This is a genomic window from Clostridium gasigenes, from assembly GCF_900104115.1.
GTDB lineage: Bacteria > Bacillota > Clostridia > Clostridiales > Clostridiaceae > Clostridium > Clostridium gasigenes.
Genome location: NZ_FNJM01000005.1, coordinates 1 through 23,141, shown reverse-complemented (window position 1 = coordinate 23,141; position 23,141 = coordinate 1). Strand labels below are relative to the sequence as shown.

The window sequence follows — 23,141 nt, the reverse complement described above, 5'->3', positions numbered from 1 at the left end:
GTTCAAAATCTATTGAAAATTTTACAGCCTATGAATTTTCTCTCTGAATACCGATTTCTACTATTCTTCTTCACTGCTTTACTATTATTAAGTTTTAACTGAATTTATTATATCTTTTGGCTAAAACTATGTCAACATACCACGTAATTAAACAAGTCTTTCTGCTAATATTAAATCCTCCGGTGTTGTAACTTTAATATTAGTATAATCACCATCATATAAATACACTTTATTACCATATAACTCTACTACCATAGTATCATCTGTAACAACCACATTATCTTTTTTTATTTTCTTATGACATTCTAATATTGTATTAAAATCAAACACCTGAGGTGTTTGAATTGCAACTAAATTTTCTCTATTAGGTGTGTCTACAGAAAAACTTTCTTTGTTTTTTATTTTTATAGTATCCTTTGGAGTAACTCCGGGAGCTGCTGCTCCATATAGTTTTGCAAATTTTATTCCCTGTTCAATAATTTTATTAGAAACAAATGGCCTTGCGCCATCATGGATTAATACAATATTTGTATTAATCATACTTTCCAACCCATTACAAACAGAGTCTTGCCTTTCTTTACCCCCAGCAACTATATTATCTATATTTAACGAATATCTTACTAAAATTTCACGTCTGCAATACTCTATTTCATCTTCTGGTAAAACTAAAGTAATACTATCTATAGATTTACAATCAATGAATTTCTTTAAAGTATAATAAAGAATAGGCTTGCCTTTAATTTCTATATATTGCTTACTGATTTCAGAACCCATCCTTTTTCCTCTACCACCAGCTAAAATAATAGCACTTACCATATTTCCACCTACTACTTATTCTTTAAGTTTAGCAAAAATCATTCTTCCTGCTGCTGTTTGAAGCACTGATGTAACTATTACATCTAAAGGCGATCCCATGAATTTTCTTCCACCTTCTACAACTATCATAGTTCCATCATCTAAATATGCTACTCCTTGAGTAGGTTCTTTACCATCCTTAACTACTAAAACTTTCATTTCTTCTCCTGGAAGAACTACTGGTTTAATTGCATTTGCTAACTCATTAATGTTAAGTACTGGAACTCCTTGGAATTCCGCTACTTTATTTAAATTAAAGTCATTAGTTACTACCTTTCCTTTTAAAACTTGAGCTAATTTTAAAAGTTTACTATCAACTTCAGCTATCTCTGGGAAATCACCTTCCCAAATTTGAGTTTCTATATCTAATTCTTTTTGAATTTTATTTAATATATCTAACCCTCGTCTCCCTCTATTCCTTTTAAGTGAATCTGACGAATCTGATATATGTCTTAATTCATCTAGTATAAAATTAGGAATAACCAGAGGACCTTCTACAAATCCTGTTTTACATATATCGAAAATTCTTCCATCTATTATAACCGATGTATCTAAAATCTTAGCTATAGTTTTAACTACAGGTTTATGTTTCTTTTCTTTCCCTGTCCCTTTTTTTAGACCACTTAATAACATTGAAATACTATCTTTCTTTTTTATAAATACATCTGCCCCTATAATAGCTGCAACTAAATTCAATAACAAAATAATTATCAAACCTAAAGCCGCACCTAAATCCGAATCTAAAAGTTGGCTTATCTTTCTTATTGGATACCCTATTAACGATGTTATTCCTACGGCTATTATTATGCCTATTGCTGAATATAATATTTCTGTTGCGCTTAGCTTTTGAATATTTTTTTCTGCATACTCTATTAGATTTGATATTGAATTATATATGCGTGGAGAAATTAAAAATAATATAACGCCAAAAATTAACATTATAAAAATAGTAGATGATACCGTTCCCACTGCTGTTGATAGGAAATTAACTTCTTTTACTGTTGGATTATTTAATACAGCATAACCCACAATATAACCAATTACTAAGCCTATAATAGTAAAAATACCTCTTAATACTTTCTTTAACATAAAATTCACCTCCTTATTTGATTATTGACATAAATATCTAATATAATTCTCTTTTATTTATTTTTTATAATAAGAATTATATTAATTATAACATACTGAAATATTTTCTAAAATAAATAATCCTTCGAATTAATTTTTATTTAATTTTTTGTACCCCCTATAATTTTTTTTGCAAATTAGCTATTATAGTACTAACATTAATATCTGTGCTGGAGATATTAACAAGACTCTTCCAAGCCCTTTGTAATTATTACACGCCAATCCCAATAATAGTAAGGAGTTGATACAAATGAAAGATATAATTTTTGATAACTTTCAAAATAACGTAAGTGAATCACTACTAAGACATAAAAGCATATTAGATATAATGACTAAATATAGTGAATCCAGTGCTAGAGTTAATAGAGCCATAGCCAAAGCAGTAACAAACTGTGGCTGTGTTGAAATAAATGCTAAGAAACAAAATCTACACGAAGAAAATGAAATACTTAATGAATTTGATTACACTCTTGAAAGTCACCTAAATGGAACTTTATGTGATAACTGTCGTGATATTATAGAAAGCGAAATTGGTAATGAATTATTTTATTTAACTTCATTGTGTAATAGCATAGATATAAACCTTTATGACGTTTTGCTTAAGGAACAAAATAAAATAGACACCCTTGGCAAATTCACATTTAGATAAGAAGAGCAGGTTGAAATTCAATCTGCTCTTCTTTTTCCCATTCAAATATAATATTGCTTGCTAAATCTCATTTTTTAAATATATTTGTTCTTTTATTCTTCTTAATCCATTTCTTATAGCTCTAGCTCTAGCTTCCCCAATACCTTCTACTTTATCAAGTTCTTCAGTGCTAGCTTCTATTATATATTTTAATTCTTTAAAATGTTTAACTAAATTTTCAATTACTGTTGTTGGTATTCTTGGCACCTTAAATACTATTCTATATCCTTGTGGCGATATTAATGTATCAACTAACGATATTCCACCATAACCTAGGTACTTTACTATTAAATCTAAATCAAGTAATTCCTCTGAATTTAACCTTTGAATATCATTATATATTTCATTGTAATCTAGCCCTTCCTTGCAATAATCTCTTATCAGTAATATACCATCTCTTTCAATATATCTTACCAATTCATTTAATTGCATTGATATAAGTCTACCTTCATTTCCAAGTTCAACTATATATTTCTTTATTTCTTCCACTATTCTCATAACCATTTCTGTTCTTTGAATAGCTGTAACAACATCAAATAGTGTTGTCAAATCCTGAAATTCTAATAAATTAAGATTATTTATTACTCGTTCTAAAACATTAACGTATTTTTCAAGCGTTTGAACCGCTTGGTTAGCTCTTGCGAGTATTATGCTACTTTCTTGAAGCACATACTTAATTTCACCTTTATAAATAGTTATAATATTTCTTCTTTGAGATATGGCAACTACTATATTACCAGTTTGCTTTGCCACTCTATGAGCAGTCCTATGTCTAGTTCCAGTTTCAAAAGTAGTCAATGTCGATTGAGGTAATAGCTGTGTATTTGCACATATTATTCTTTTAATATCACTGCTTATAACAATTGCCCCATCCATTTTAGCTAATTCGTAAACATACGCCGGATTATATTCAGCATTTATATGAAACCCGCCATCTACAAGTTCCATTATTTCTTCTCCATCCCCAATTACTATTAGCCCGCCAGTTTTAGCTCTTAGTATATTTTCAAGACCCTCTCTAAGTTGCGTTCCTGGACTCATTAATTGCAAAATATTTTTTATTTCTTTATCGTCTTTTATTCTCATACACTCACCCAATCCATTAGATTCTCTCTTTACGTCTTTTCTTAAGTTCTATTTATTAATAATTTTTAATTTATACTATTTACTTCCTAAAGATTATAATACTATATTTCAAATAATCTAACAATTATATTTATATATTATTTATATACATTATATATAACTTCATTTAAAGTCTTTAATGCAATAACTTCTATATTATCAAATTTAATGCCTGTTGCAAACGAATCCTTAGCAACATATACTTTTTTGAATCCCATTCTTCCAAGTTCTTTAACTCTACCCTCTAAAGAAGGAACCTTTTTAAGTTCCCCTGTAAGTCCTACATCTGCTATGAATGCAATATTTGACTCTATACCTTTATCTCTTATAGACGATACTATACTCATAATTACCGCCAGATTAATTCCTTGCTCCTTAATTTTCATACCACCAGTTGTTTTTATTATTACATTTTTCTCATAAAGGTTTATTCCACCTCTTTGTTCAAGTATAGATATTAATGTATTTAGCTTATCTTTACCTAATGTTTCTCCTATTCTTGTAGGATATGGAGTAAATGCTTTTGAAACCAAACTCTCAACTTCCATAATTATAGGTCTTGAACCTTCTTTGATTACAGTTAATGTACTTCCTGAAACTATTTCACCATCATCTCTTTTTGTCATAAAGAACTCCGAAGGATTATCAATAGATATCATACCCTTTTCACTCATTTGAAAGAACCCCATTTCTCCTGTACTTCCAAACCTATTTTTAGATGCGAGTAACCCCCGTAATTCTTCATCTGTATCTGCTTCTATTATTAAAACAGCATCAACTAAATGCTCTAATGCCCTAAGTCCTGCTAATTCATCAGCCTTTGTCATTTGTCCAACTATTATAATCGCTCTTTGCCTCTTATCACCTTTAGCGATTCTAAGTAATTCATTAGCACACTCCATTGTTTGAGTAGGGGAACCAGCTCTTGCCGGTAGTGACGCTTCCATTGTGAATGTTTGAATACTATCTATAATTACTACATCTGGATCTATTTCATTTATAGCATCTACTACATTATCCATACTAGTTTCTTGAACTACCCATATATTTTCATTTATATCATTAAGTATTCTATCTGCTCTATTCTTTATCTGACTATCACTTTCTTCACCAGATGCATATATAACCTTACATCCTTTTCTCGCTATACTATCTGCAACTTGTAGTAACAATGTAGATTTACCAGCTCCTGGCCTTGCTGTAATTATAGTAATAGAATCCTTTACTATTCCACCTCCCATTACTCTATCAAACTCATTTATCCCAGTAACTATTCTATCGCTCTTACTTGATATTACATCTGCTAATTTTGTAATTGGTTTTTTATTAATAGATCTAGCAGTAGAACTACTGCTTTTACCTTGAACTTCTTTTACTTCTTCAATTAATGTATTCCATTTACTACAATCTGGGCATTTCCCTAACCATTTCGGTGTCTCATATCCACATTCTTGACAAATAAATACAGTTTTAATCTTTGCCATTCCTTAACCTTCCGATCTTAGGTATATTCCATTAAATAACTAGTCCATATACACCTTTGACTATTATTTCTTTCAGATACCTTATTATTACTTTACTATATAATAATATATCATAATAATTTTACAAAAAACAATTACTTATTATTATAAAAAAAATTGATACTATTTATTATAGTACCAATTCTTATAAATATATTCTTAAAAAGTATAAATTCATTATTTATTTAACAACTCAGCTGCCGCTTCATCTATTATAACAATTACATCTCTGTGCATTTGTAACATTGATGCTGGCATGTCAGTGCTAATTTTTCCGTTTAACATAGCTTTAACAGCTTCTGCTTTTCCTTCTCCACTTGCTATAACTATTATTCTCTTAGATTTCATTATTTCGCCTAACCCCATAGTTAAAGCGGTCGTAGGAACCTCTGCTTTTGAATCAAAGAATCTTGCATTGGATTCTATTGTGTTTTCTGTTAAGCTTGTTAAATGGGTTCCGGCTACTAAGTTTGCATCGGGTTCATTAAATGCAATATGTCCATTGTTTCCAACACCTAATAATTGAACATCAGTTCCACCAAGGTCTTGTATCTTAGCATCATACCGTCTGCATTCTTCTTCTATATTTTCAGCTAACCCATTTGGAACGAAAGTTTTATTTTTATTTATATTAATATGATTGAAAAGATTTGCATTCATAAAGTATCTATAACTTTGATCATGATCTCCTGATAATCCTACATATTCATCTAAGTTTACTGTAGTAATATCTGAGAAATCAATCTTTCCTTCTTTATTCATTTTTATTAACTCTTTATACATCCCTATTGGTGAACCACCAGTTGCAAGTCCTAATACTGCATTTGGCTTTTCTTTTACTATTGAAGCCAATTCATTTGCAGCTACTTTGCTTAATTCTTCATAGTTTTTTGTGATTATTAATCTCATTTTATTTTCCCCTCTCTCATTGAAATATTAACTTGTAATACAAACTTGTCTGATCTATAAATTGACTCTTCTAAGAAGATCATTTTGCCTTTTTGAGTATATGTTTTACTTGTCATTTTTAATAATGGAACCGCTTCACTTACTTTAAATAAATCCTTTAATTCACTATTCATAATTACTGCTGCTATAGATGATTGAGAATGATCCACCATATATCCAAATTCTTCAAGAATTTTAAATAAAGAACCTTCAAGCATTTTCTCATCAATATATCCACAATAATCAACAGGTATATAGACTTTTTCTACAGCTATACACTCATTATCTACAATCCGTTTTCTGTTTATTATATAAACTTTATCTAAGGAAATTATCTCAGTTAAGTGTTCAGGTGTATTTATTTTATTAAACTCGATAACCTCAGTTTTAAGATTCCTACCTGTTTGTTTCATCATATCAGTAAAACTCATCATATCTTCTTGTTTAACTGTTGGTTCACATACAAATGTACCTTTACCTTTTATTTTAAAAAGCACATCTTCTTGAACTAATTCACCTAAAGCCTGCCTTATGGTCATTCTACTTACCCCATAAATTTCACACAGTTCTCTTTCACTAGCTATACATTCTCCCGGTTTCCATATACCTTGTGATATCTTTATTATTAAATCATTTTTTAATTGATAATATACAGGAATAGGACTACTTTTATCTATCATTCTTACTCCTCCTTATTATTATATATATAATAGTTATAGATGTCTAGACCAGTTGTATGAATTTTTTATAAATTGTATAAAAAAATTTTTTTTGGAAAATATAAATTTATCAAGTTTAAAGGAGTTGATATTTTGATCTATAACAATTATTTTTCTAATGTTGCCTCTAAAAATATACTTAAAGACACTGCAGAAAAAAATTTATCCGCTAATATATCAAATGTCTCTATCCCAACTTCTCTTGATAACATGGTACTAAACTCAAATTTAGATAACGGAAATGTTATCAAATAACTTTTAACATGCCTCATTCCTATAATATCATAGTCTAAAATAGAATATAATATTTAAAATAAACTTTATTAAAAATATTAATAATGTATTGAAAAAATTATTAATATATTGTAATATTAATATTAAATAATAATAGTTATCTATTATTTAAGGAGTGTGATTATTATGGTTAAAGTATACACAACAAATTCTTGTCCATGGTGTGTTAAAGTTAAAAATTATTTAAAAGGAAAAGAGGTTTTATTTGAAGAGCTAAATGTTCAAGATAATATGGATGCTCGAGAAGAGATGGTAAGCAAATCAAAACAAATGGGTGTACCAGTTTTAGATATTAATGGTGCTATTATAATTGGTTTTGATAAAAAAGCTATTGAAACTGCCCTTGAAAAATAATTTTTCAAAATTAAATACATAAAAAAGAAACTCAAATTAATGAGTTTCTTTTTTATGTATTTAGGAATTTTAAAAAATAGCAAAGGTATGCTATTTTTTAATATTACTTAATCTTATAGTGAATACTAAAAAATTATTTCCCAACTGCTGCTTCTATTTCTTTTCTATTGAATCCAACAATAATTTCTTCAGAAATTTGTATAACCGGTACAGTTCTTTGTCCTGAAATTTTAAATACTTCTTCTCTATCTTCATGCTTATCAGCTACATTTATTTCATTATATTCCCAACCCTTCATTTCGAAGAATCTTTTTGCCTTAACACAAGCTGGACACCATGATGTTGAATAAATTTTAATCATTATATTTCTCTCCTTTGTTCTACTATATATTTTTCTGCACTTAATGCTGCAATTGTACCATCTGCCACAGCAGTAGTAATTTGTCTAAATTGCTTTTCTCTAACATCTCCAGCTGCATACACACCATCAACATTTGTTTGCATATTTTCATTAGTAATAATATATCCACTTGATGTTATATTTAAATACTCTTTAAACATATCTGTCATTGGAACTGTTCCTACAAATCCAAATACAGCATCAACTTCAATTTCTTTTTCTTCATTAGTCTTACTATTTTTAATTATAGCTTTTTCTACAAAAGCAGCACCTTTAACATCAACTATGTCTTCATTAAACATAACTTCAATTTTAGGATTATTCATAACTTCATCAATATTAGCCTTTTCTCCATTAAAATAATTATGTCTTCTTATCATAATTACTTTACTTGCAAATTTAGTAAGGAAAATAGCCTCTTCTAAAGCAGAGTTTCCGCCCCCAACTACAGCTATCACTTTTCCTTCATACATTGCTCCATCACAGACAGCACAATAATGAATTCCCTTACCGGCAAATTCATTTTCACTTGGAATTGGTAATTTCTTAGGACTTGCTCCTGTTGCAACTATTACAGCTTTAGCCTTATAAATATACTCTTCAGTTTCTATTACTTTCTCATTAGCAGAAAAATCAACTGTTTCAATAGAATCGAATTCATCTATTGTCGCCCCTAATTCCTCTGCTTGTTGTTGCATTAAATCTGCTAATTCTGGTCCAGTTATCTTTTTAAATCCTGGATAGTTTTCAATTGTATAACTATTTCTTACTTGACCCCCTAGAATTTGATTTTCTAACAACATCATTTCTAGTTTAGCTCTTGATGCATATATAGCTGAGGTTAATCCAGCAGGACCACCGCCAATTATCATTAATTCAATATTCTTAATTTCTTTACTCATAAAGGTTCCTCCTTACCCCCTAGGGGTATAACTTAATACTATTATATATATCATATATACTTTTTGCAATAGATTCTTAAGTAATATTTTTTTAAAATACACCTTAGGGAGCTTTTTAAAATAACTAGTAAGATTTGCTAGTCTATTATTTCTCCAATTGTGTGATCTATACTATATGCTTAAAACATAAGCTTTTCCCATCATAATAAACATCCAACTTATCCCCTGTTTTTATATCACCTCTTAACATTTCTTCACTTAACCTATCTTCCAATTCCCTAGTTATAATCCTTCTTAGCGGTCGTGCTCCATAAGTTGTATCAGCACCTTTATTTACCAAGAATTTTTTACTATCATCATCTAATTTTAAAAATATCTTTTTTTCTTTTAATCTTTTAATAGTATTCTCTAACATTATATTTACTATTTGTAATACATCATTTTCTTTTAATTTATGGAAAACTATTATATCATCTATTCTATTTAAGAATTCCGGCTTAAACTCTGATTTAATTTCTTCCAATATATTTTCCTTCATTTTTTCATATTCTGTATTTTCACCAGTAGCCTCCCTTGCAAATCCCATTGTTTTTTGCTTGTTTAATGAGTGTGCCCCTATATTAGAGGTCATAATAATTATAGTATTTTTAAAATTTATTACTTTACCTTTACTATCTGTCAACCTTCCATCTTCCATTATTTGAAGCAATATATTAAATACATCTGGATGAGCTTTCTCTATCTCATCCAATAGTATTACAGAATAAGGATTTCTTCTTACAGCCTCTGTTAATTGTCCGCCTTCATCATATCCAACATATCCTGGTGGTGATCCTATTAATCTTGATACAGAGTGTTTCTCCATATATTCTGACATATCTAATCTTACTAAACTTTTATCATCACCAAATATAGCCTCAGCTAAAGCATTTGATAATTCCGTTTTACCTACGCCTGTAGGACCACAAAATATAAAGCTACCAATTGGTCTGTTTGGATCTTTAAGGCCTACTCTAGCCCTTTTTACTGCTTTAGATACAGCTTTTACAGCTTCCACTTGGCCAATAACTCTTTTATGCAAAATTTCCTCTAATTTTAATAATCTTTCTGATTCTTTTTCAGTTAATTTTTCTAAAGGAATTTTGGTCCATATAGAAACTACCTTTGCAATATTTTCTTCGTCAACTATATGTCTTATAGTAATACTTTCCTTACTCCATGCATCTTTAATTTTTTTAAACTCTACTTTTAATTTTTTCTCATCATCTCTTAATGTAGCCGCTTTTTCAAAATCCTGACCCCGTATAGCCTCATCCTTAGCTCTTATTAATGTATCTATTTCTTCTTCTATAACTTTAAGGCTTGGGGGGGTTACTAATTTTTCTATTCTTACTTTCGCAGCAGCTTCATCCATTAAATCTATAGCCTTATCTGGCATAAATCTATCTGTTATATATCTATCTGAATATTCTACAGCTGCATTTAAGGCTTTATCAGTTATTTTAACCATATGATGTGATTCATATTTATCTCTTAACCCCATTAATATCTGTAATGTTTGTGCTTTTGATGGTTCTCCTACATTAACAGGCTGAAACCTTCTCTCAAGCGCTGCATCCTTTTCTATATGCCTTCTATATTCATCAATTGTAGTTGCTCCAATACATTTTATTTGCCCCCTTGCTAAAGCTGGTTTTAATATATTAGCTGCGTCTATAGCCCCCTCTGCCCCTCCAGCTCCTACTATTGTATGAATTTCATCTATAAATATAATAATATCATCTCTATTACTAATCTCATCAATTACCTTTTTTAATCGTTCCTCAAACTCACCTCTATACTTTGCACCAGCAATCATAGATGTTAAATCTAATGTTATAATCTTTTTATCTCTAAGCATTTCAGGAATATCCCCATTTACTATTCTTTGGGCTAACCCCTCTATTACTGCTGTTTTACCAACACCTGGTTCACCTATAAGACAAGGATTATTTTTTACTCTTCTACATAAAATTTCAAGGACTCTTTGATTTTCCTTCTCTCGCCCTATTACAGGATCTAATCTCCCTTCCCTTGCCATAGCTGTTAAATCTCTCCCATATTGATTTAACATTGGTGTTTTATTACTCTTTTTATTAGTCTTATTTTCTAATTTTATATCCTCGAAATCTTTTCCGGCTAAAAATTTTGTTAAATCTTCTCTTATATCATTAAAGTTAGCCTTACATCTTGTTAATATTGTATATGCTACACCTTCGCCATCATCTATTAATGCTAACAACACATGTTCTGGGCTTATATAACTATGATCAAAAACCCTAGCCTTAACTAAACTATCATCAAACAACCTTTTAGTTCTAGGTGTTAAAAGCATTTCTCCTATAGATATTTCCCCATCTCCGAATCCTAGATATTCTTCAAGTACTTTTTTTGCTTTTTCTAAAGTTATACCTTTTGTTTTTAAAACCTGAGACGCATATCCCCCTTCATTTAAAATACCTAATAAAATATGCTCTGTTCCTATATATCCATGTTTAAAATATTCAGATTCTTTTTGAGCTTCTCCTATTATAATATGAGCTCTTTCTGTAAACCTGCCAAAAATCATTTCTCTACCTCCATACCCTATTGCTATAGTTTAATAAAACCATTTTTAATGAATTTGAAAATATACCATACTATATACTATGATATATTACTAACCTTCATACAATTACTATAATTCTTCTTTTACATCTTCAAAAAAATATCTAATTAATCCCCTAATCTATTTTGATTACTTTATATAATTATATTTATAAGTGATTTGTTTTTTCTGAAACCTTCTTATTTGAAATTATTGCCATTTAAATAACATCTTAACCATAGTTATTTTTAACTATAAATATATATTTTCTTTCTTCATGAATTATATTATAAATTTTTCCTAAAAATACATATATGTAAATATGATTAAAAGGAGATTTTTATGGAAATTAAATGGTTTGGCAACACTACCTTCTTAATTAAGAATTCTACTGGCAAAAGAATATTAATTAATCCAATAGATTTAAACTCTTCTATAATAAAATACGATTTTAAACCTGACTTAATCACTTTAAGCAATTCTCTTAATATAGATAATACTAATGATTATCTAACAAAAGATTGTAAAATAATTAATTCTTGTGCAAAATATAGCAATGATTATATATCTATAGAAGGTTATACTACTTACTCTGATAATATTAAAGGATTAAAACGAGGAAATAACATTATTTATATTTTTGAAATAGATAACTTAAAGTTTTGTCATTTAGGTACTCTTGGACATAAGCTAAGTTCTGAACTTATATCTAAATTAAAAGATTTAGATTTTTTACTTATTCCTATAGGTGGTCATTTTTCTTTAGATGGATCAGAAGCTGCAACTTTATCAATTAATGTTAGCCCTAAATATATACTACCCATGCTTTATAAAACCTCTCTAGAGCACTCTTATTTAGATGGGCCTTATAAATTTATTTCCCGTATGAAAAATATTACTAAAGTTAATAACTCTACTATTCAAACTTCTGAATTATCTTTTACCAATAGTAATTCCGTTATAATTCTTACACCTTAGAAATCGGAAAGCAAATAACAGGTTATTTAGAAGCTCATCTCCAATACTTATTAATAAATGTTCAAAAAAATTCCGTAGTTATTTATATAACTACGGATTTTAATAATATATATTAAGATAAATAATATATCACACTATTTTTTGTTAATATTTTACTATTATGTATTAAATAAATAACAAATCAATATTTTATTCTACTTTTTTAAATAAAAAAATAAAAACCGTCATATTAATGACGGTTTTTATGTTTATTAAGCTTGGACAGGAGCTCCAACTGGACAAACATTTGCACAGCTTCCGCAATCGATACAAGTATCTGCGTCTATAACAAATTGTGTATCACCTTGGCTTATAGCGTTAACTGGACATTCCGCAGCGCATGCACCGCAGTTTACACATGAATCTTCTATTAAAAATGCCATTAAAAAACACCTCCTATATTTATATCTTTTTTATTTTATCATAGTGTTTTATATTTTTAAAGACTTTAGTATAATTTATATAATTATACTTCTTAAAATATATTTCCCACCATTAAACTACACTATATCCTTTTTCTTCAATAGAATTGATAATATCATCTAAACTTAGGCCTCTATCATCATAAACTACACTAACTTCTTTCTTACTAATATTAACCTCGCAAGCAATAACACCCTCATTACTTGCCACAGCTTCTCTAACATTATTAATATCTTCATTAGTATTAAGGTTATAAACCTTTATTAAAGATTTCACCCTGTCTGCCCCCTTAATTATCTTTTATTATATTCTTCATCAGCCTTTTATCTTCTAATGATTCAATTTCCAATTTAATATCTGATTCGTCTATATAATCTTCATATCGTCCAGTGACAAGAGTAATATTTTCGATTTTAAACTCTTCAATTATTTCTTCATCACCTCTTTTAACTTTAACCTTAACACTTTCTTTTACAGTATTATTATTTATTACTTCTCCAATGCCTTCTTCTGTTTCTACTATTGACCCTATCTTTGGCATTCTCTTTCTTATATCTTCATAAGTACTTTGCTCATAATTTAAGCAACACATTAATCTCCCACAAATACCTGATATTTTAGTAGGATTTAATGAAAGATTCTGTTCTTTTGCCATTTTTATAGATACAGATGTAAAATCTCCAAGAAAAGTTGAACAACACATAGGTCTTCCACAAGGTCCAAGCCCACCTAACATTTTAGCCTCATCTCTAACACCAATTTGTCTAAGTTCTATTCTTGTTTTGAAAATTGTTGCTAGATCCTTAACTAATTCTCTAAAATCAACTCTTCCATCTGCTGTGAAATAAAATATAACTTTATTATTGTCAAAAGTATACTCTACATCTATTAATTTCATATTTAATTTATGGTCTTCTATTTTACTTAAACATATAGATAAAGCATCTTTTTCCCTTACTTTGTTTTCTTTATGTTTATCTATATCTTCCCTTTGTGCAACTCTTATAACACTCTTTAATGGAGCTACTATATCATCTTCTGATATTTCCTTTATTCCTATAACGCATTCTCCAAACTCTATTCCTCTAGCTGTTTCTACTACTACAAAATCCTCTTTTTCTATATGTAATTCTTTTGGGTCAAAATAGTAGATTTTACCTGCTTTCTTAAACCTTACTCCTACAACTTTTATCATTATTAACCCTCCATAAATCCAATTAGCATAACCCTTATAGTTATGGCAAAATTAGAATTGCTTAATAAATTTATTCTTGCTTCTCTTATTTTATCCAGTATTTTATTTAGTTTTTTATACGACATACCTATTGCAAGTTTTTTTAAACTATCTATTTTATCTGCATTTATTACTAAATTAGTGTCATTAAGTTCCTTATACACCATTATATCTCTTATAAACGAAGTTAATATATTAAGTATTTCATCTTTATTATCTTTATAAGATAATAATAAATTTTCATGTCTTAGCAAAACATCTGCGGCTCCATTATTCGCTTCACTTAGCACGTCCAATAATAATTGTCTTAAGTTCTTAAGATTACTATCTATTAAAAATCTCTCTGCTTTTCCAGGAATACCCTCACTATAAGCTATCGAAGCTAATATTTCACCTTCTGTAGCATTATTCTTAATAGTTCTTATATATTCAGTCGTTTCATTTTTTGATAAAGGTGTTAATTTATATATTTGACATCTTGACTTTATTGTATCTAAAATTAACTCTAAACTCTCACAAAGTATAATTATAAATACACCACTTGGCGGTTCCTCTATTGTTTTTAATAAAGCATTTTGAGCTTGAATTGTTAATTTATTACCTTCATGAACTACTATAACTTTCTTATTTCCTTCAAAAGGTTTTTTATTAACTTCCGTTATTAATTCTCTTACTTCATCTACTCCAAAGGATGCTTTTGTTGGGCGATAATTCATTATATCTACATATTGTCTTGTATAATCCCCCCCTAATATTTGTACTGCAAATATTTGGGCAAGTTTACTTTTTCCAATACCATCGACCCCTACTATAAGGTGTGCATGAGAAAGGCTTTTGTTTGCAACTCTTTTTTTAAAGCTATTAATTATATCACTATGTCCTATAAAACTTCTCATTGCACTATCTCCGTTACTTTTTATATTTTAACAAATTGATCAACATCAATTACGAAAACTGTTGCTCCTCCGACTTCTATTTCTATAGGATAAGACATATACATATCCCCATTGCCTGTTATCGGTGTTGGTGTAGCTATTATTTGTTTTCTCTTTTGGCATACATATTTAACTACATCTATAACACTTTGAACTTTTTCTTTTTCAACACCAATCATTAAAGTAGTGTTTCCAGCTTTTAGAAACCCTCCTGTTGTTGCAAGTTTAGTAACTCTAAATCCTTCCTCAGTTATAGCATCTACTAAATCTATTGCATCATCATCCTGAACTATTACTAATACTAATTTCATAAAAGTTACCTCCATTAATTCTAATACTTTAATAATATTTTAGCATAAATAAATTAGATTTTAAGGAAATTTTATTAAATATATTCTTTTATTAATCCATATACTTCTTCACTAATATCTTCTATAGATCTTAGAATCTCACCCTTATTACACCTAATTCTCTTCCAACCATATTTATTTACTATATCTAGCGAATTATTATAACAATTCACTAAATATTCTTTATCGCTTTCATGAATATCTTTTTCCTGTTCACCGGTAAACTTATTTGCTCTATCTTTCATAAGTTTTTCACTTATATCAGGAGATATATCTAAAAATACCACACAATCTGGGATAGGTAACCCATATTTATTGTACTCTAAATCATATAGCCAATCTAAATATGCTTCTCTTTCATTACTATTGGTCATTTTAACCGCTTGATGAACCATATTAGACGTAACATATCTATCAGATATAATAATGCCTCCATTATTATAAAATTCTCCCCACTCCGTTTTAAACGAAGCGAATCTATCTATTGCATAAAATGTTGATGCTGCGTATGCATTCACGTCTTCAGCCTTTTCTCCAAATTCCCCACTTAGATACATTTTTACAGGTGTACAAGCAGGACTATTATAATTAGGAAAAGTTATTTTTCTAACATTTTTTCCTTGTAATATTAACTTATCATATAATTTTTGTGCTTGAGTAGCTTTTCCGCTACCATCTGTTCCACTTTCTACTATTATCAATTTTCCTTTTTTCATTATGTTACCTCATATCTATATAACTAAATTTAAAAAAGCTTCTTTTATTTTATTTTTATAAAAATCATATTCAATACTTTCAACATCAGTATTTACAATTTTTTTTTCACATTCTTTACAAATTAAGCTTTTCCCTATTATTATACCATTATCCTTTTCATTTCTACATATATAACAAACATTTTCTTCATTAGCTGTTTTAATACCCTTAATTTTTATTTTCATAAAACTCATCCCCTTTTATCTTTATACTTTTAATTCTCACCTTTTGTAATAAATTTTATACTTTTAGTTAAATATATAATTAATAAATATTTTTTTACTTTTAAGGGGAAATTAATAAAGAAAATAATTTAGGGAGGATATACTATGAAACAAGAAATGATTTCTTATTTATCTACTTGTTCTGATGATATTTATGAATTATGTAAATACCTATACAATAATCCTGAAGATAGCTATAAAGAAACTAAAAGTTGTAAATATATTAGTAATTTTTTATCTAAATATGATTTCAATGTAGAAAATAATTTTTTAAATTTAGCAACTTCTTTTCGTGCGACTAAAGGTACCGGTTATCCTAAAGTATGTTTTTTATGTGAATATGATGCAGTTCCTGGAGAGGGACACTTAACAGGTCATAATTTACTTACAGCAACATCAATTTCCGCTGCATTAGCACTTGGAAAAATAATTGATAAAATAGGTGGTTCTTTAATCCTTATTGGTTGTCCTGGAGAGTACCTAGGTGGAACAAAATCTATAATGGTAAAACAAGGTGTTTTCGATGATATAGATGTTGTTTTGCTCGCTCACCCAGATGTAGTTACATCTGAAAGTGGTAGTTCTTCTGCTATTATACCTTTAAGCATAAAATATATAGGTCATAATGGATTAAGCTTCTTAAATAAGGGCATATACACATCCTTAGATGGTATTCTTTTAACATTCAACATATTAAATTCATTGTTAAAAGGCTTTCCTGAAGATGTTGAAATCAACTCAATTTTGTCTAAAGGAGGTTCCACCCCATTATTAATTCCATTAGAATCAGAAGCTAAATTCTATATAAGATCTAAAGAAATGGATGTTGCAAAAATTGCGGAAAGTAAACTTAGGGAAATTGCAATTTATGTTTCTAAGCTTATTAGAGTTCAATATTCTATCTCTCTTTATGAACCTGAAAATGAGGAATTAATAACTAACGTAGTTTTAAACAGATTATTTAGTCATAACTTAAAAGAAAATGGAATTATAAATATAGATGCTCCTAGAGATATATCTGCTGGACTAAGTTTAGGTTTAGTTAGCAAAACAGTGCCTTGCATTCATCCCTACATTTCAATTGTAGGCGATCGCGATATTAAATATGGAACTAAAGAGTTTGCAGAATCCACTATTTCAAAGCACGCTATGGAACAATGTACTAAAGCTGCACTATCTTTAGCTTTTACTGGATATGATATACTTACCCAGGAAACCCTTTTGAGTGAAGTAAAAAATGAATTCTATAAAAAATAGACTTCCTATACAAGGAAGTCTATTTTTTTATAAAGCTATTCATTACATAAACAACTATGTTTAATTATTGTTTGAATAAATTTATCACTTGGCTGAAAAGTAAATTTAAATACTTTCCCACTATTTTTATAAATACAATAATAAGTTTCTTCTCTAATCACATTACATAAATAATTTCTAGTATTTTTTATATTTGAATATTCTTTAGGTATTTGACGTTTTTTGCCAACATAAATTATATCACACATTTTAATACTTTCTAAATTTTCTTCATTTTTAGAGTTTATTTTATTTACCATAAGCTTGTCTGATATAATTGCATATTTATATGATAAACTACACCCTCTAAATTCCTTTAATATAACTATAGAAGCAACTATCAATAATACAGTATTTAATAAATCACCTATAATATGTTCATCTAATCCTATACTTTTAATGCCTTGAAATAAATATAATACTACCGTAATAACTAAAAGCGATATTGCAATCACCGGTACCTTCTTTTTTGCAACAACTTCCCTATGCATCATATTGTAGAGCCCTCCTATATAGAAATTTTTTATTCCATCCGAAAACAATATTGTGATTATACTAATCATTTCATATTTTATCCATAGCTGAAATAAGCTATTAATCTTCAAATAAGCCTTTAGTTTTAAGTTATCCTCTATTTATAAAGGAATCTATTCATTTACTTCATATTACTACTAATCTCACAAATTAATCTAATTCCATCATGTATATTATTAATTTTATTTGTTTCTGTTACAATAAAGATTATAATAGTATAATTGTTATTATAATTATTTTGGAGGTGTATTAAATGATTCAAATTTATAAAAGCATTAATGAAAATGAGCCTTCATTAAAGGTATTAGATACAATAGAAAACGGTTCTTGGATTAATATTGTAGCTCCTTCTGATGAAGAATTAATACTCATTTCTAAGAAAACCGGTGTTCCTTTAGCGTTTTTAAAAGCACCATTAGATGATGAGGAAACTTCTCGTATTGATATAGAAGATAATTGTATATTAGTTGTAGTAGATATACCTTTTACTGAAATGGAGGATAACTCACTTACCTACGATACCTATCCACTAGCTATTATTCATACTGAAACACAAATTATAACAGTATGTTTAAAAAATAGTAAAGTCTTAACTGATTTTATTAATGGTAAAGTAAAATCTTTTTATTCCTTTAAAAAGTCTAGATTTATATTACAAATACTAAATAAAATTTCTACCTACTATCTACTATATTTACGTCAAATTGATAAAAAAAGTTTAATGATTGAAAAAAGACTTCATAAATCAATGAAAAATAGAGAATTAATACAACTTCACTCGCTGGAAAAATCATTAGTTTATTTCTCTACGTCTCTTAAAGCAAATGAAGTTACTTTAGAAAAAATGCTAAAGCTTGAACTAATGCAAAAATTTGAAGAAGATAAAGACCTTTTAGAAGACGTTATTATAGAAAATAAGCAAGCTATCGAAATGACAGATATTTATAGTAATATACTTGCTAGTACAATGGACTTCTTTGCATCAGTTATTTCTAATAATTTAAATATAGTTATGAAAGTTTTAGCTTCTGTTACAATTTTAATGTCTGTATTTACTATTATGAGTGGTATTTTTGGTATGAATACTCCATTGCCTTTTAATTGGGGCAAAGATCCAAATGCATTTTTAATAGTAATTGCAATAACTTTTGTATTATCTGGTTTAACAGCAGTCATATTATATAAAAAAGATATGTTTAGTTAGTCTTATTATTTTTCAAGATTACTTAATTAAATAATGAATTTAATATAAGCTAGTACTTCAGTACTAGCTTATATTTTTTTATAATATATTTAAATATAAAGTATATAAAAAATATTACTAAATACTATAAAGCAGGTGAAATTTTGATAAAACTTAAACATGTAACTCCAGGAGGAACTATAGGTATAATTGCCCCTGCCTCTCCAAGTGATTCTAACTTCATTAATGAAAAGATATTAGCTTTTGAAGACTTAGGATTTAATATAAAGAAAGGAAAGCATATTTATAAATGCAACGGTTATTTAGCTGGTAACGATTCAGAACGAGCTGAAGATTTAACAGATATGTTTTTAGACCCTTTTGTCGATGCTATAGTCTGTTTTAGGGGCGGATATGGTAGTGTTCGATTAATGTCACGTTTAAATACTAAAATCATTACAACTCATCCTAAGCCATTTTGTGGCTATAGTGATATAACTCTATTATTAAACTATATAAGTAACAAATGTGGCTTTACAACTTTTCATAGTCCCATGATTAATTCTAATTTTAAAGATCCTCTAACTAAAGATAGCTTTATAAATATACTAACAGATTCTAATAAAGATTTTTCTTACGATTTGAATAAATTAGGAAATATTAATATTCTTAATAAAAAAGATTTCAAAGGTAGGCTTATGGGTGGTAATTTATCTATGATTTGCTCTGCCATAGGTACGCCTTATGACGTCAACTTTAAAAACTCTATTATATTAATAGAAGAGATAAATGAAAATCCTTATGTTATTGATAGATTACTTTCACAAATGATTTATTCAAACAAATTCAAAGGTTGTAATGGAATAATACTTGGACACTTTACAGATTGCACATTACCTGATTACTCAAAAAGCTTTACTTTAGAAGACATTATTACTCAAAAGCTTCTTCCCTTAAATATTCCTATAATTAAAAATTTCCCTTGTGGACATAGTTATCCAAATCTTACACTTCCTATTGGATGCAACTTATATTATGATTCAAAAAATTCATTACTTACTATCTCTGAAAATATTTTTATATAAGTCACTATAAATAATAGATTAATTTGCTATTCTATTTTGTGACTGTTATTTTGATTTCTAATTTAATATTTCGAAATATATATAAAGGGAACTCTAATTAGAGTTCCCTTTATATATATTTATTACATAATAGCCAACCCTACACTCTTGTAAGTTTCATTATTACATCCTTATGAGTTGGATACCTATTTAAAAGATCACTTCTTTCAAATAATTCAAAGTCTTTGAAGTCAAAGCCTGGTGATACCATACATCCTACTAAAGCATATCCTTCATTATTCATAGCCGATCCGAATATATAGTTTTTAGGTACTAATACCTGTGGAACTTCTCCTTTTTCAATGTCTAATCCCAGCTGAGATGTAGTAAGAATACCATCAGGGCTTATCATATAAATTGTTAGTGCAGAACCTGAATGATAGTACCACATTTCATCAGATTTTAATCTGTGAAAGTTAGATAATTCCCCATCTCTAAGTAGAAAGTAAATACTAGTCCAAAGTATTCTCTCACCTTCAAATTTAGTTGTTAAATCCCTAGAAGATATGTTTTCCGAAGAAGCAAAGCACTCCTTATAATATCCACCTTCAGGATGTGCATTCATTTGTAGTTTTTCAATAAAATAATTAGCTGTAAACATAATATTTCTCCTTCCTTAAGGACATTCAAATAAATATTTCATCAGTATACTAGACTATATTTATTTAAACGTGCTTTAGTTTAAATATGTATTTTTACATTTATTATATAGTTAATATTTCTATATTTCAATAATAATGCTGATTATACACAGTAAAAATGAGGCATTTTTTCAAATGCCTCACCTTAGTATTGTCTACATATCATCATCCGTTTCGCTTCCATCACTAGAACTGACCGGTATTGATTCGCCTAAAAACTTTGGTTCTGGCTTTAGTAGATTTATATAAACAAAATCTTTAAGCTGAGCTAGTTTTTCTCTACTTTTATAAGATTCAATAAACAAATAGTTTCTTATATCAGAAGATATTCCATTTGCATTAATCCCCATCTTTTTAGCTAAATATAAAGCTCTTGGTAAATGATACTCATTTGTTATTATTATTGCATTTTCTACTTCAAATATATCCTTAGCCCTATAAATACTATCATAGGTAGAAAAACCTGCATGATCTAAAAAAACATTTTTTTCTTCTACATCACAATTATTTATTATATATTCTTTCATTACACTTACTTCATTATAACTTTCTCTTCCATGATCTCCACTTAAAATAAATTTACTACATACTCCTGAATTATACACTTCAATTGCAGTCTTTAATCTATCTTCTAAAATATCTGAGGGAGACCCATCATCTTTAACGCCTGCACCTAATACAATTATTGCATCTGCATTTTGATTAAGTGATTCTATGGTCGTAATATTCTTCTGTCCATTTTTTTGAACTATCATTATTGCAGCTATAGCTCCAACTACAGATATAAAAATCAGTATAACAACACTTATAATCATATGCTTTATTACCTTCTTTTTCTTATTCATCTTTATATATTTCCCCCCTTAACTACTCTTTTGTTAATATCATACATCAAAATATTATATTAAATATTACAAAATAATTAAAGGTCTATATAGTAATATACTTTAAATTTAAAAACATCTAAAAACTATGACATCCTAAACACGGTAGTTTTTTAACTCCTATCAATGAAAATAAAGTTACGTACAACAATATATGCTTTAAATAAAAATTATTTACAATAAAATTTACTTAATCTATAATTTTTATCCACTATATAGTAATATTATTATATATGTTTACTGGTAGTTATAAAATTATAATGTCAATCTCATTGAAAATATTACTTTATAGGAGGATTTTATGATACTAAAACAATTTAGAAATTTATTGCATCAAAAAAAAGAACAAATCCTTATAGGTTTATATATTTTTTTCTTCTTGTATTCGTGCTTAATGATTTGGGAGGTATTCATAGGTCCATATCGTAGTTATGAAAGTATACGTAGATATAATCTTTATCCATTTAAGACTATTACTGAATTTCTTTTAAATAATGGTAAATATACTTTTGAAGTAATATTTATAAATCTTATAGGAAATATTATTACCTTTATACCCTTAGGCTTTTTTATATCATTATTATTTAGAAAATCTTGCAAGTTATTAAATACATCATTATTGTGTATATTTATTATAATTTGTATTGAGATTGGTCAATTTATTCTAAATGTTGGTGTATTAGATATTGATGATATTATTTTAAATACATTAGGTTGTATTTTAGGTATTACTATTTATAAATTAATTAGTAAATTATGTTGCGAATAATTTTTTTATATAATAAAAAAACCTACAAGTTAACCTTGTAGGTTTTTTAGTATGGAGGCGCCACCCAGATTTGAACTGGGGATCAAGGTGTTGCAGACCTATGCCTTACCGCTTGGCTATAGCGCCGTAAATGGTGGCTTCACTAGGAATCGAACCTAGGACACGTGGATCTTCAATCCACTGCTCTACCAACTGAGCTATGAAGCCAT

Annotated in this window: 26 protein-coding genes and 2 tRNA genes; 7 read left to right on the top strand and 21 right to left on the bottom strand. The window is 28.3% G+C overall.

Annotated features, from left to right (window positions below):
• Positions 1 to 147: 147 nt before the first annotated feature.
• Together ispD and BLS77_RS10025 are read right to left on the bottom strand one after the other, a co-directional pair.
• Positions 148 to 816, bottom strand: a complete 669-nt coding sequence (ispD, locus tag BLS77_RS10030; RefSeq protein ID WP_089969015.1) for a 2-C-methyl-D-erythritol 4-phosphate cytidylyltransferase — start codon at positions 814 to 816, stop codon at positions 148 to 150.
• A 15-nt stretch (positions 817 to 831) separates the two neighbouring features.
• Positions 832 to 1,944, bottom strand: coding sequence for a PIN/TRAM domain-containing protein (locus BLS77_RS10025; RefSeq protein WP_089969012.1), 1,113 nt, complete (start codon positions 1,942 to 1,944; stop codon positions 832 to 834).
• A gap of 289 nt (positions 1,945 to 2,233) precedes the next feature.
• Here BLS77_RS10025 and BLS77_RS10020 point away from each other — a divergent pair, with 289 nt between their 5' ends.
• Entirely contained in the window at positions 2,234 to 2,632 is a 399-nt protein-coding gene (locus BLS77_RS10020) for a nucleoside triphosphate pyrophosphohydrolase family protein (RefSeq protein WP_089969009.1), read from the top strand.
• Positions 2,633 to 2,692: 60 nt separating this feature from the next.
• Here BLS77_RS10020 and disA read toward each other — a convergent pair whose 3' ends face one another.
• The 4 genes from disA to BLS77_RS10000 form a co-directional block, all read right to left on the bottom strand.
• Complete coding sequence (gene disA / locus BLS77_RS10015) at positions 2,693 to 3,757, bottom strand: DNA integrity scanning diadenylate cyclase DisA (RefSeq protein ID WP_089969007.1); 1,065 nt, start codon at positions 3,755 to 3,757, stop codon at positions 2,693 to 2,695.
• A gap of 137 nt (positions 3,758 to 3,894) precedes the next feature.
• Positions 3,895 to 5,280: a DNA repair protein RadA gene (radA, locus tag BLS77_RS10010; protein ID WP_089969004.1), complete on the bottom strand. Its 1,386-nt coding sequence runs from the start codon at positions 5,278 to 5,280 to the stop codon at positions 3,895 to 3,897.
• Positions 5,281 to 5,496: 216 nt separating this feature from the next.
• On the bottom strand, positions 5,497 to 6,228 hold the full coding sequence (gene nagB / locus BLS77_RS10005; RefSeq protein ID WP_089969001.1) for a glucosamine-6-phosphate deaminase: 732 nt from the start codon (positions 6,226 to 6,228) through the stop codon (positions 5,497 to 5,499).
• Complete coding sequence (locus BLS77_RS10000; protein ID WP_089968999.1) at positions 6,225 to 6,947, bottom strand: GntR family transcriptional regulator; 723 nt, start codon at positions 6,945 to 6,947, stop codon at positions 6,225 to 6,227. The genes nagB and BLS77_RS10000 overlap by 4 nt, the downstream gene beginning before the upstream one ends.
• 459 nt (positions 6,948 to 7,406) lie before the next feature.
• Here BLS77_RS10000 and BLS77_RS09995 point away from each other — a divergent pair, with 459 nt between their 5' ends.
• The gene (locus BLS77_RS09995; RefSeq protein ID WP_089968996.1) at positions 7,407 to 7,634 is read left to right on the top strand and encodes a glutaredoxin domain-containing protein; all 228 of its coding nucleotides are present in this window, start codon (positions 7,407 to 7,409) and stop codon (positions 7,632 to 7,634) included.
• 133 nt (positions 7,635 to 7,767) lie between these two features.
• On the opposite strand, the gene BLS77_RS09990 is transcribed toward BLS77_RS09995, so the two are convergent.
• The 3 genes from BLS77_RS09990 to BLS77_RS09980 all read right to left on the bottom strand — a co-directional run bounded on the left by BLS77_RS09990 (position 7,768) and on the right by BLS77_RS09980 (position 11,544).
• Positions 7,768 to 7,995 (bottom strand): glutaredoxin family protein, encoded by a 228-nt coding sequence (locus tag BLS77_RS09990; RefSeq protein ID WP_089968995.1) that lies wholly within the window; start codon positions 7,993 to 7,995, stop codon positions 7,768 to 7,770.
• Entirely contained in the window at positions 7,995 to 8,936 is a 942-nt protein-coding gene (gene trxB, locus BLS77_RS09985; protein ID WP_089968992.1) for a thioredoxin-disulfide reductase, read from the bottom strand. Before trxB ends, BLS77_RS09990 begins: the two co-directional genes overlap by 1 nt.
• Before the next feature lie 166 nt (positions 8,937 to 9,102).
• Entirely contained in the window at positions 9,103 to 11,544 is a 2,442-nt protein-coding gene (locus tag BLS77_RS09980; RefSeq protein ID WP_089968990.1) for an ATP-dependent Clp protease ATP-binding subunit, read from the bottom strand.
• A 360-nt stretch (positions 11,545 to 11,904) separates the two neighbouring features.
• Here BLS77_RS09980 and BLS77_RS09975 point away from each other — a divergent pair, with 360 nt between their 5' ends.
• Positions 11,905 to 12,540, top strand: a complete 636-nt coding sequence (locus BLS77_RS09975) for an MBL fold metallo-hydrolase (RefSeq protein WP_089968987.1) — start codon at positions 11,905 to 11,907, stop codon at positions 12,538 to 12,540.
• A 251-nt stretch (positions 12,541 to 12,791) separates the two neighbouring features.
• Here the strand turns inward: BLS77_RS09975 and BLS77_RS09970 are convergent, their stop codons facing one another.
• The 7 genes from BLS77_RS09970 to BLS77_RS09940 form a co-directional block, all read right to left on the bottom strand.
• The gene (locus BLS77_RS09970; RefSeq protein ID WP_089968984.1) at positions 12,792 to 12,962 is read right to left on the bottom strand and encodes a DUF362 domain-containing protein; all 171 of its coding nucleotides are present in this window, start codon (positions 12,960 to 12,962) and stop codon (positions 12,792 to 12,794) included.
• Between the two features lie 112 nt (positions 12,963 to 13,074).
• Complete coding sequence (locus tag BLS77_RS09965) at positions 13,075 to 13,278, bottom strand: heavy-metal-associated domain-containing protein (RefSeq protein ID WP_089968982.1); 204 nt, start codon at positions 13,276 to 13,278, stop codon at positions 13,075 to 13,077.
• 13 nt (positions 13,279 to 13,291) lie between these two features.
• Positions 13,292 to 14,197, bottom strand: a complete 906-nt coding sequence (locus BLS77_RS09960) for a PSP1 domain-containing protein (protein WP_089968979.1) — start codon at positions 14,195 to 14,197, stop codon at positions 13,292 to 13,294.
• Positions 14,198 to 14,199: 2 nt separating this feature from the next.
• On the bottom strand, positions 14,200 to 15,132 hold the full coding sequence (locus BLS77_RS09955; RefSeq protein WP_089968977.1) for a DNA polymerase III subunit delta': 933 nt from the start codon (positions 15,130 to 15,132) through the stop codon (positions 14,200 to 14,202).
• A gap of 20 nt (positions 15,133 to 15,152) precedes the next feature.
• Positions 15,153 to 15,482, bottom strand: a complete 330-nt coding sequence (locus BLS77_RS09950; RefSeq protein WP_089968975.1) for a cyclic-di-AMP receptor — start codon at positions 15,480 to 15,482, stop codon at positions 15,153 to 15,155.
• A 74-nt stretch (positions 15,483 to 15,556) separates the two neighbouring features.
• The gene (locus BLS77_RS09945; RefSeq protein ID WP_089968973.1) at positions 15,557 to 16,237 is read right to left on the bottom strand and encodes a dTMP kinase; all 681 of its coding nucleotides are present in this window, start codon (positions 16,235 to 16,237) and stop codon (positions 15,557 to 15,559) included.
• A 15-nt stretch (positions 16,238 to 16,252) separates the two neighbouring features.
• On the bottom strand, positions 16,253 to 16,462 hold the full coding sequence (locus tag BLS77_RS09940) for a sigma factor G inhibitor Gin (protein ID WP_089968971.1): 210 nt from the start codon (positions 16,460 to 16,462) through the stop codon (positions 16,253 to 16,255).
• 144 nt (positions 16,463 to 16,606) lie between these two features.
• Between BLS77_RS09940 and BLS77_RS09935 the strand changes: the two genes are divergently transcribed.
• A complete protein-coding gene (locus tag BLS77_RS09935) occupies positions 16,607 to 17,758 on the top strand; it encodes a zinc-binding metallopeptidase family protein (RefSeq protein WP_089968968.1) in 1,152 nt (383 codons plus the stop codon).
• 35 nt (positions 17,759 to 17,793) lie between these two features.
• Here BLS77_RS09935 and BLS77_RS09930 read toward each other — a convergent pair whose 3' ends face one another.
• On the bottom strand, positions 17,794 to 18,291 hold the full coding sequence (locus BLS77_RS09930) for a hypothetical protein (RefSeq protein ID WP_089968966.1): 498 nt from the start codon (positions 18,289 to 18,291) through the stop codon (positions 17,794 to 17,796).
• Positions 18,292 to 18,584: 293 nt separating this feature from the next.
• Here BLS77_RS09930 and BLS77_RS09925 point away from each other — a divergent pair, with 293 nt between their 5' ends.
• Together BLS77_RS09925 and BLS77_RS09920 are read left to right on the top strand one after the other, a co-directional pair.
• Complete coding sequence (locus BLS77_RS09925; RefSeq protein WP_089968963.1) at positions 18,585 to 19,535, top strand: magnesium transporter CorA family protein; 951 nt, start codon at positions 18,585 to 18,587, stop codon at positions 19,533 to 19,535.
• A 143-nt stretch (positions 19,536 to 19,678) separates the two neighbouring features.
• Positions 19,679 to 20,599, top strand: a complete 921-nt coding sequence (locus tag BLS77_RS09920) for a S66 peptidase family protein (RefSeq protein WP_242873968.1) — start codon at positions 19,679 to 19,681, stop codon at positions 20,597 to 20,599.
• Positions 20,600 to 20,738: 139 nt separating this feature from the next.
• Here BLS77_RS09920 and BLS77_RS09915 read toward each other — a convergent pair whose 3' ends face one another.
• Entirely contained in the window at positions 20,739 to 21,239 is a 501-nt protein-coding gene (locus tag BLS77_RS09915) for a cupin domain-containing protein (RefSeq protein ID WP_089968961.1), read from the bottom strand.
• A gap of 195 nt (positions 21,240 to 21,434) precedes the next feature.
• The gene (locus BLS77_RS09910; RefSeq protein ID WP_089968958.1) at positions 21,435 to 22,124 is read right to left on the bottom strand and encodes a SanA/YdcF family protein; all 690 of its coding nucleotides are present in this window, start codon (positions 22,122 to 22,124) and stop codon (positions 21,435 to 21,437) included.
• Positions 22,125 to 22,464: 340 nt separating this feature from the next.
• Between BLS77_RS09910 and BLS77_RS09905 the strand changes: the two genes are divergently transcribed.
• On the top strand, positions 22,465 to 22,932 hold the full coding sequence (locus BLS77_RS09905; RefSeq protein ID WP_089968955.1) for a VanZ family protein: 468 nt from the start codon (positions 22,465 to 22,467) through the stop codon (positions 22,930 to 22,932).
• A 52-nt stretch (positions 22,933 to 22,984) separates the two neighbouring features.
• On the opposite strand, the gene BLS77_RS09900 is transcribed toward BLS77_RS09905, so the two are convergent.
• A tRNA-Cys gene (locus tag BLS77_RS09900) sits at positions 22,985 to 23,058 on the bottom strand.
• Between the two features lie 5 nt (positions 23,059 to 23,063).
• Positions 23,064 to 23,139: transfer RNA gene (locus tag BLS77_RS09895), tRNA-Phe, on the bottom strand.
• Positions 23,140 to 23,141 lie beyond the last annotated feature (2 nt).

Excerpts from the sequence above, each read along its gene's own strand:
- ispD (WP_089969015.1), bottom strand. The coding sequence starts at position 816 with ATGGTAAGTGCTATTATTTTAGCTGGTGGTAGAGGAAAAAGGATGGGT.
- BLS77_RS10025 (WP_089969012.1), bottom strand. The coding sequence starts at position 1,944 with ATGTTAAAGAAAGTATTAAGAGGTATTTTTACTATTATAGGCTTAGTA.
- BLS77_RS10020 (WP_089969009.1), top strand. The coding sequence starts at position 2,234 with ATGAAAGATATAATTTTTGATAACTTTCAAAATAACGTAAGTGAATCA.
- disA (WP_089969007.1), bottom strand. The coding sequence starts at position 3,757 with ATGAGAATAAAAGACGATAAAGAAATAAAAAATATTTTGCAATTAATG.
- radA (WP_089969004.1), bottom strand. The coding sequence starts at position 5,280 with ATGGCAAAGATTAAAACTGTATTTATTTGTCAAGAATGTGGATATGAG.
- nagB (WP_089969001.1), bottom strand. The coding sequence starts at position 6,228 with ATGAGATTAATAATCACAAAAAACTATGAAGAATTAAGCAAAGTAGCT.
- BLS77_RS10000 (WP_089968999.1), bottom strand. The coding sequence starts at position 6,947 with ATGATAGATAAAAGTAGTCCTATTCCTGTATATTATCAATTAAAAAAT.
- BLS77_RS09995 (WP_089968996.1), top strand. The coding sequence starts at position 7,407 with ATGGTTAAAGTATACACAACAAATTCTTGTCCATGGTGTGTTAAAGTT.
- BLS77_RS09990 (WP_089968995.1), bottom strand. The coding sequence starts at position 7,995 with ATGATTAAAATTTATTCAACATCATGGTGTCCAGCTTGTGTTAAGGCA.
- trxB (WP_089968992.1), bottom strand. The coding sequence starts at position 8,936 with ATGAGTAAAGAAATTAAGAATATTGAATTAATGATAATTGGCGGTGGT.
- BLS77_RS09980 (WP_089968990.1), bottom strand. The coding sequence starts at position 11,544 with ATGATTTTTGGCAGGTTTACAGAAAGAGCTCATATTATAATAGGAGAA.
- BLS77_RS09975 (WP_089968987.1), top strand. The coding sequence starts at position 11,905 with ATGGAAATTAAATGGTTTGGCAACACTACCTTCTTAATTAAGAATTCT.
- BLS77_RS09970 (WP_089968984.1), bottom strand. The coding sequence starts at position 12,962 with ATGGCATTTTTAATAGAAGATTCATGTGTAAACTGCGGTGCATGCGCT.
- BLS77_RS09960 (WP_089968979.1), bottom strand. The coding sequence starts at position 14,197 with ATGATAAAAGTTGTAGGAGTAAGGTTTAAGAAAGCAGGTAAAATCTAC.
- BLS77_RS09955 (WP_089968977.1), bottom strand. The coding sequence starts at position 15,132 with ATGAGAAGTTTTATAGGACATAGTGATATAATTAATAGCTTTAAAAAA.
- BLS77_RS09950 (WP_089968975.1), bottom strand. The coding sequence starts at position 15,482 with ATGAAATTAGTATTAGTAATAGTTCAGGATGATGATGCAATAGATTTA.
- BLS77_RS09945 (WP_089968973.1), bottom strand. The coding sequence starts at position 16,237 with ATGAAAAAAGGAAAATTGATAATAGTAGAAAGTGGAACAGATGGTAGC.
- BLS77_RS09940 (WP_089968971.1), bottom strand. The coding sequence starts at position 16,462 with ATGAAAATAAAAATTAAGGGTATTAAAACAGCTAATGAAGAAAATGTT.
- BLS77_RS09935 (WP_089968968.1), top strand. The coding sequence starts at position 16,607 with ATGAAACAAGAAATGATTTCTTATTTATCTACTTGTTCTGATGATATT.
- BLS77_RS09930 (WP_089968966.1), bottom strand. The coding sequence starts at position 18,291 with ATGATGCATAGGGAAGTTGTTGCAAAAAAGAAGGTACCGGTGATTGCA.
- BLS77_RS09925 (WP_089968963.1), top strand. The coding sequence starts at position 18,585 with ATGATTCAAATTTATAAAAGCATTAATGAAAATGAGCCTTCATTAAAG.
- BLS77_RS09915 (WP_089968961.1), bottom strand. The coding sequence starts at position 21,239 with ATGTTTACAGCTAATTATTTTATTGAAAAACTACAAATGAATGCACAT.
- BLS77_RS09910 (WP_089968958.1), bottom strand. The coding sequence starts at position 22,124 with ATGAATAAGAAAAAGAAGGTAATAAAGCATATGATTATAAGTGTTGTT.
- BLS77_RS09905 (WP_089968955.1), top strand. The coding sequence starts at position 22,465 with ATGATACTAAAACAATTTAGAAATTTATTGCATCAAAAAAAAGAACAA.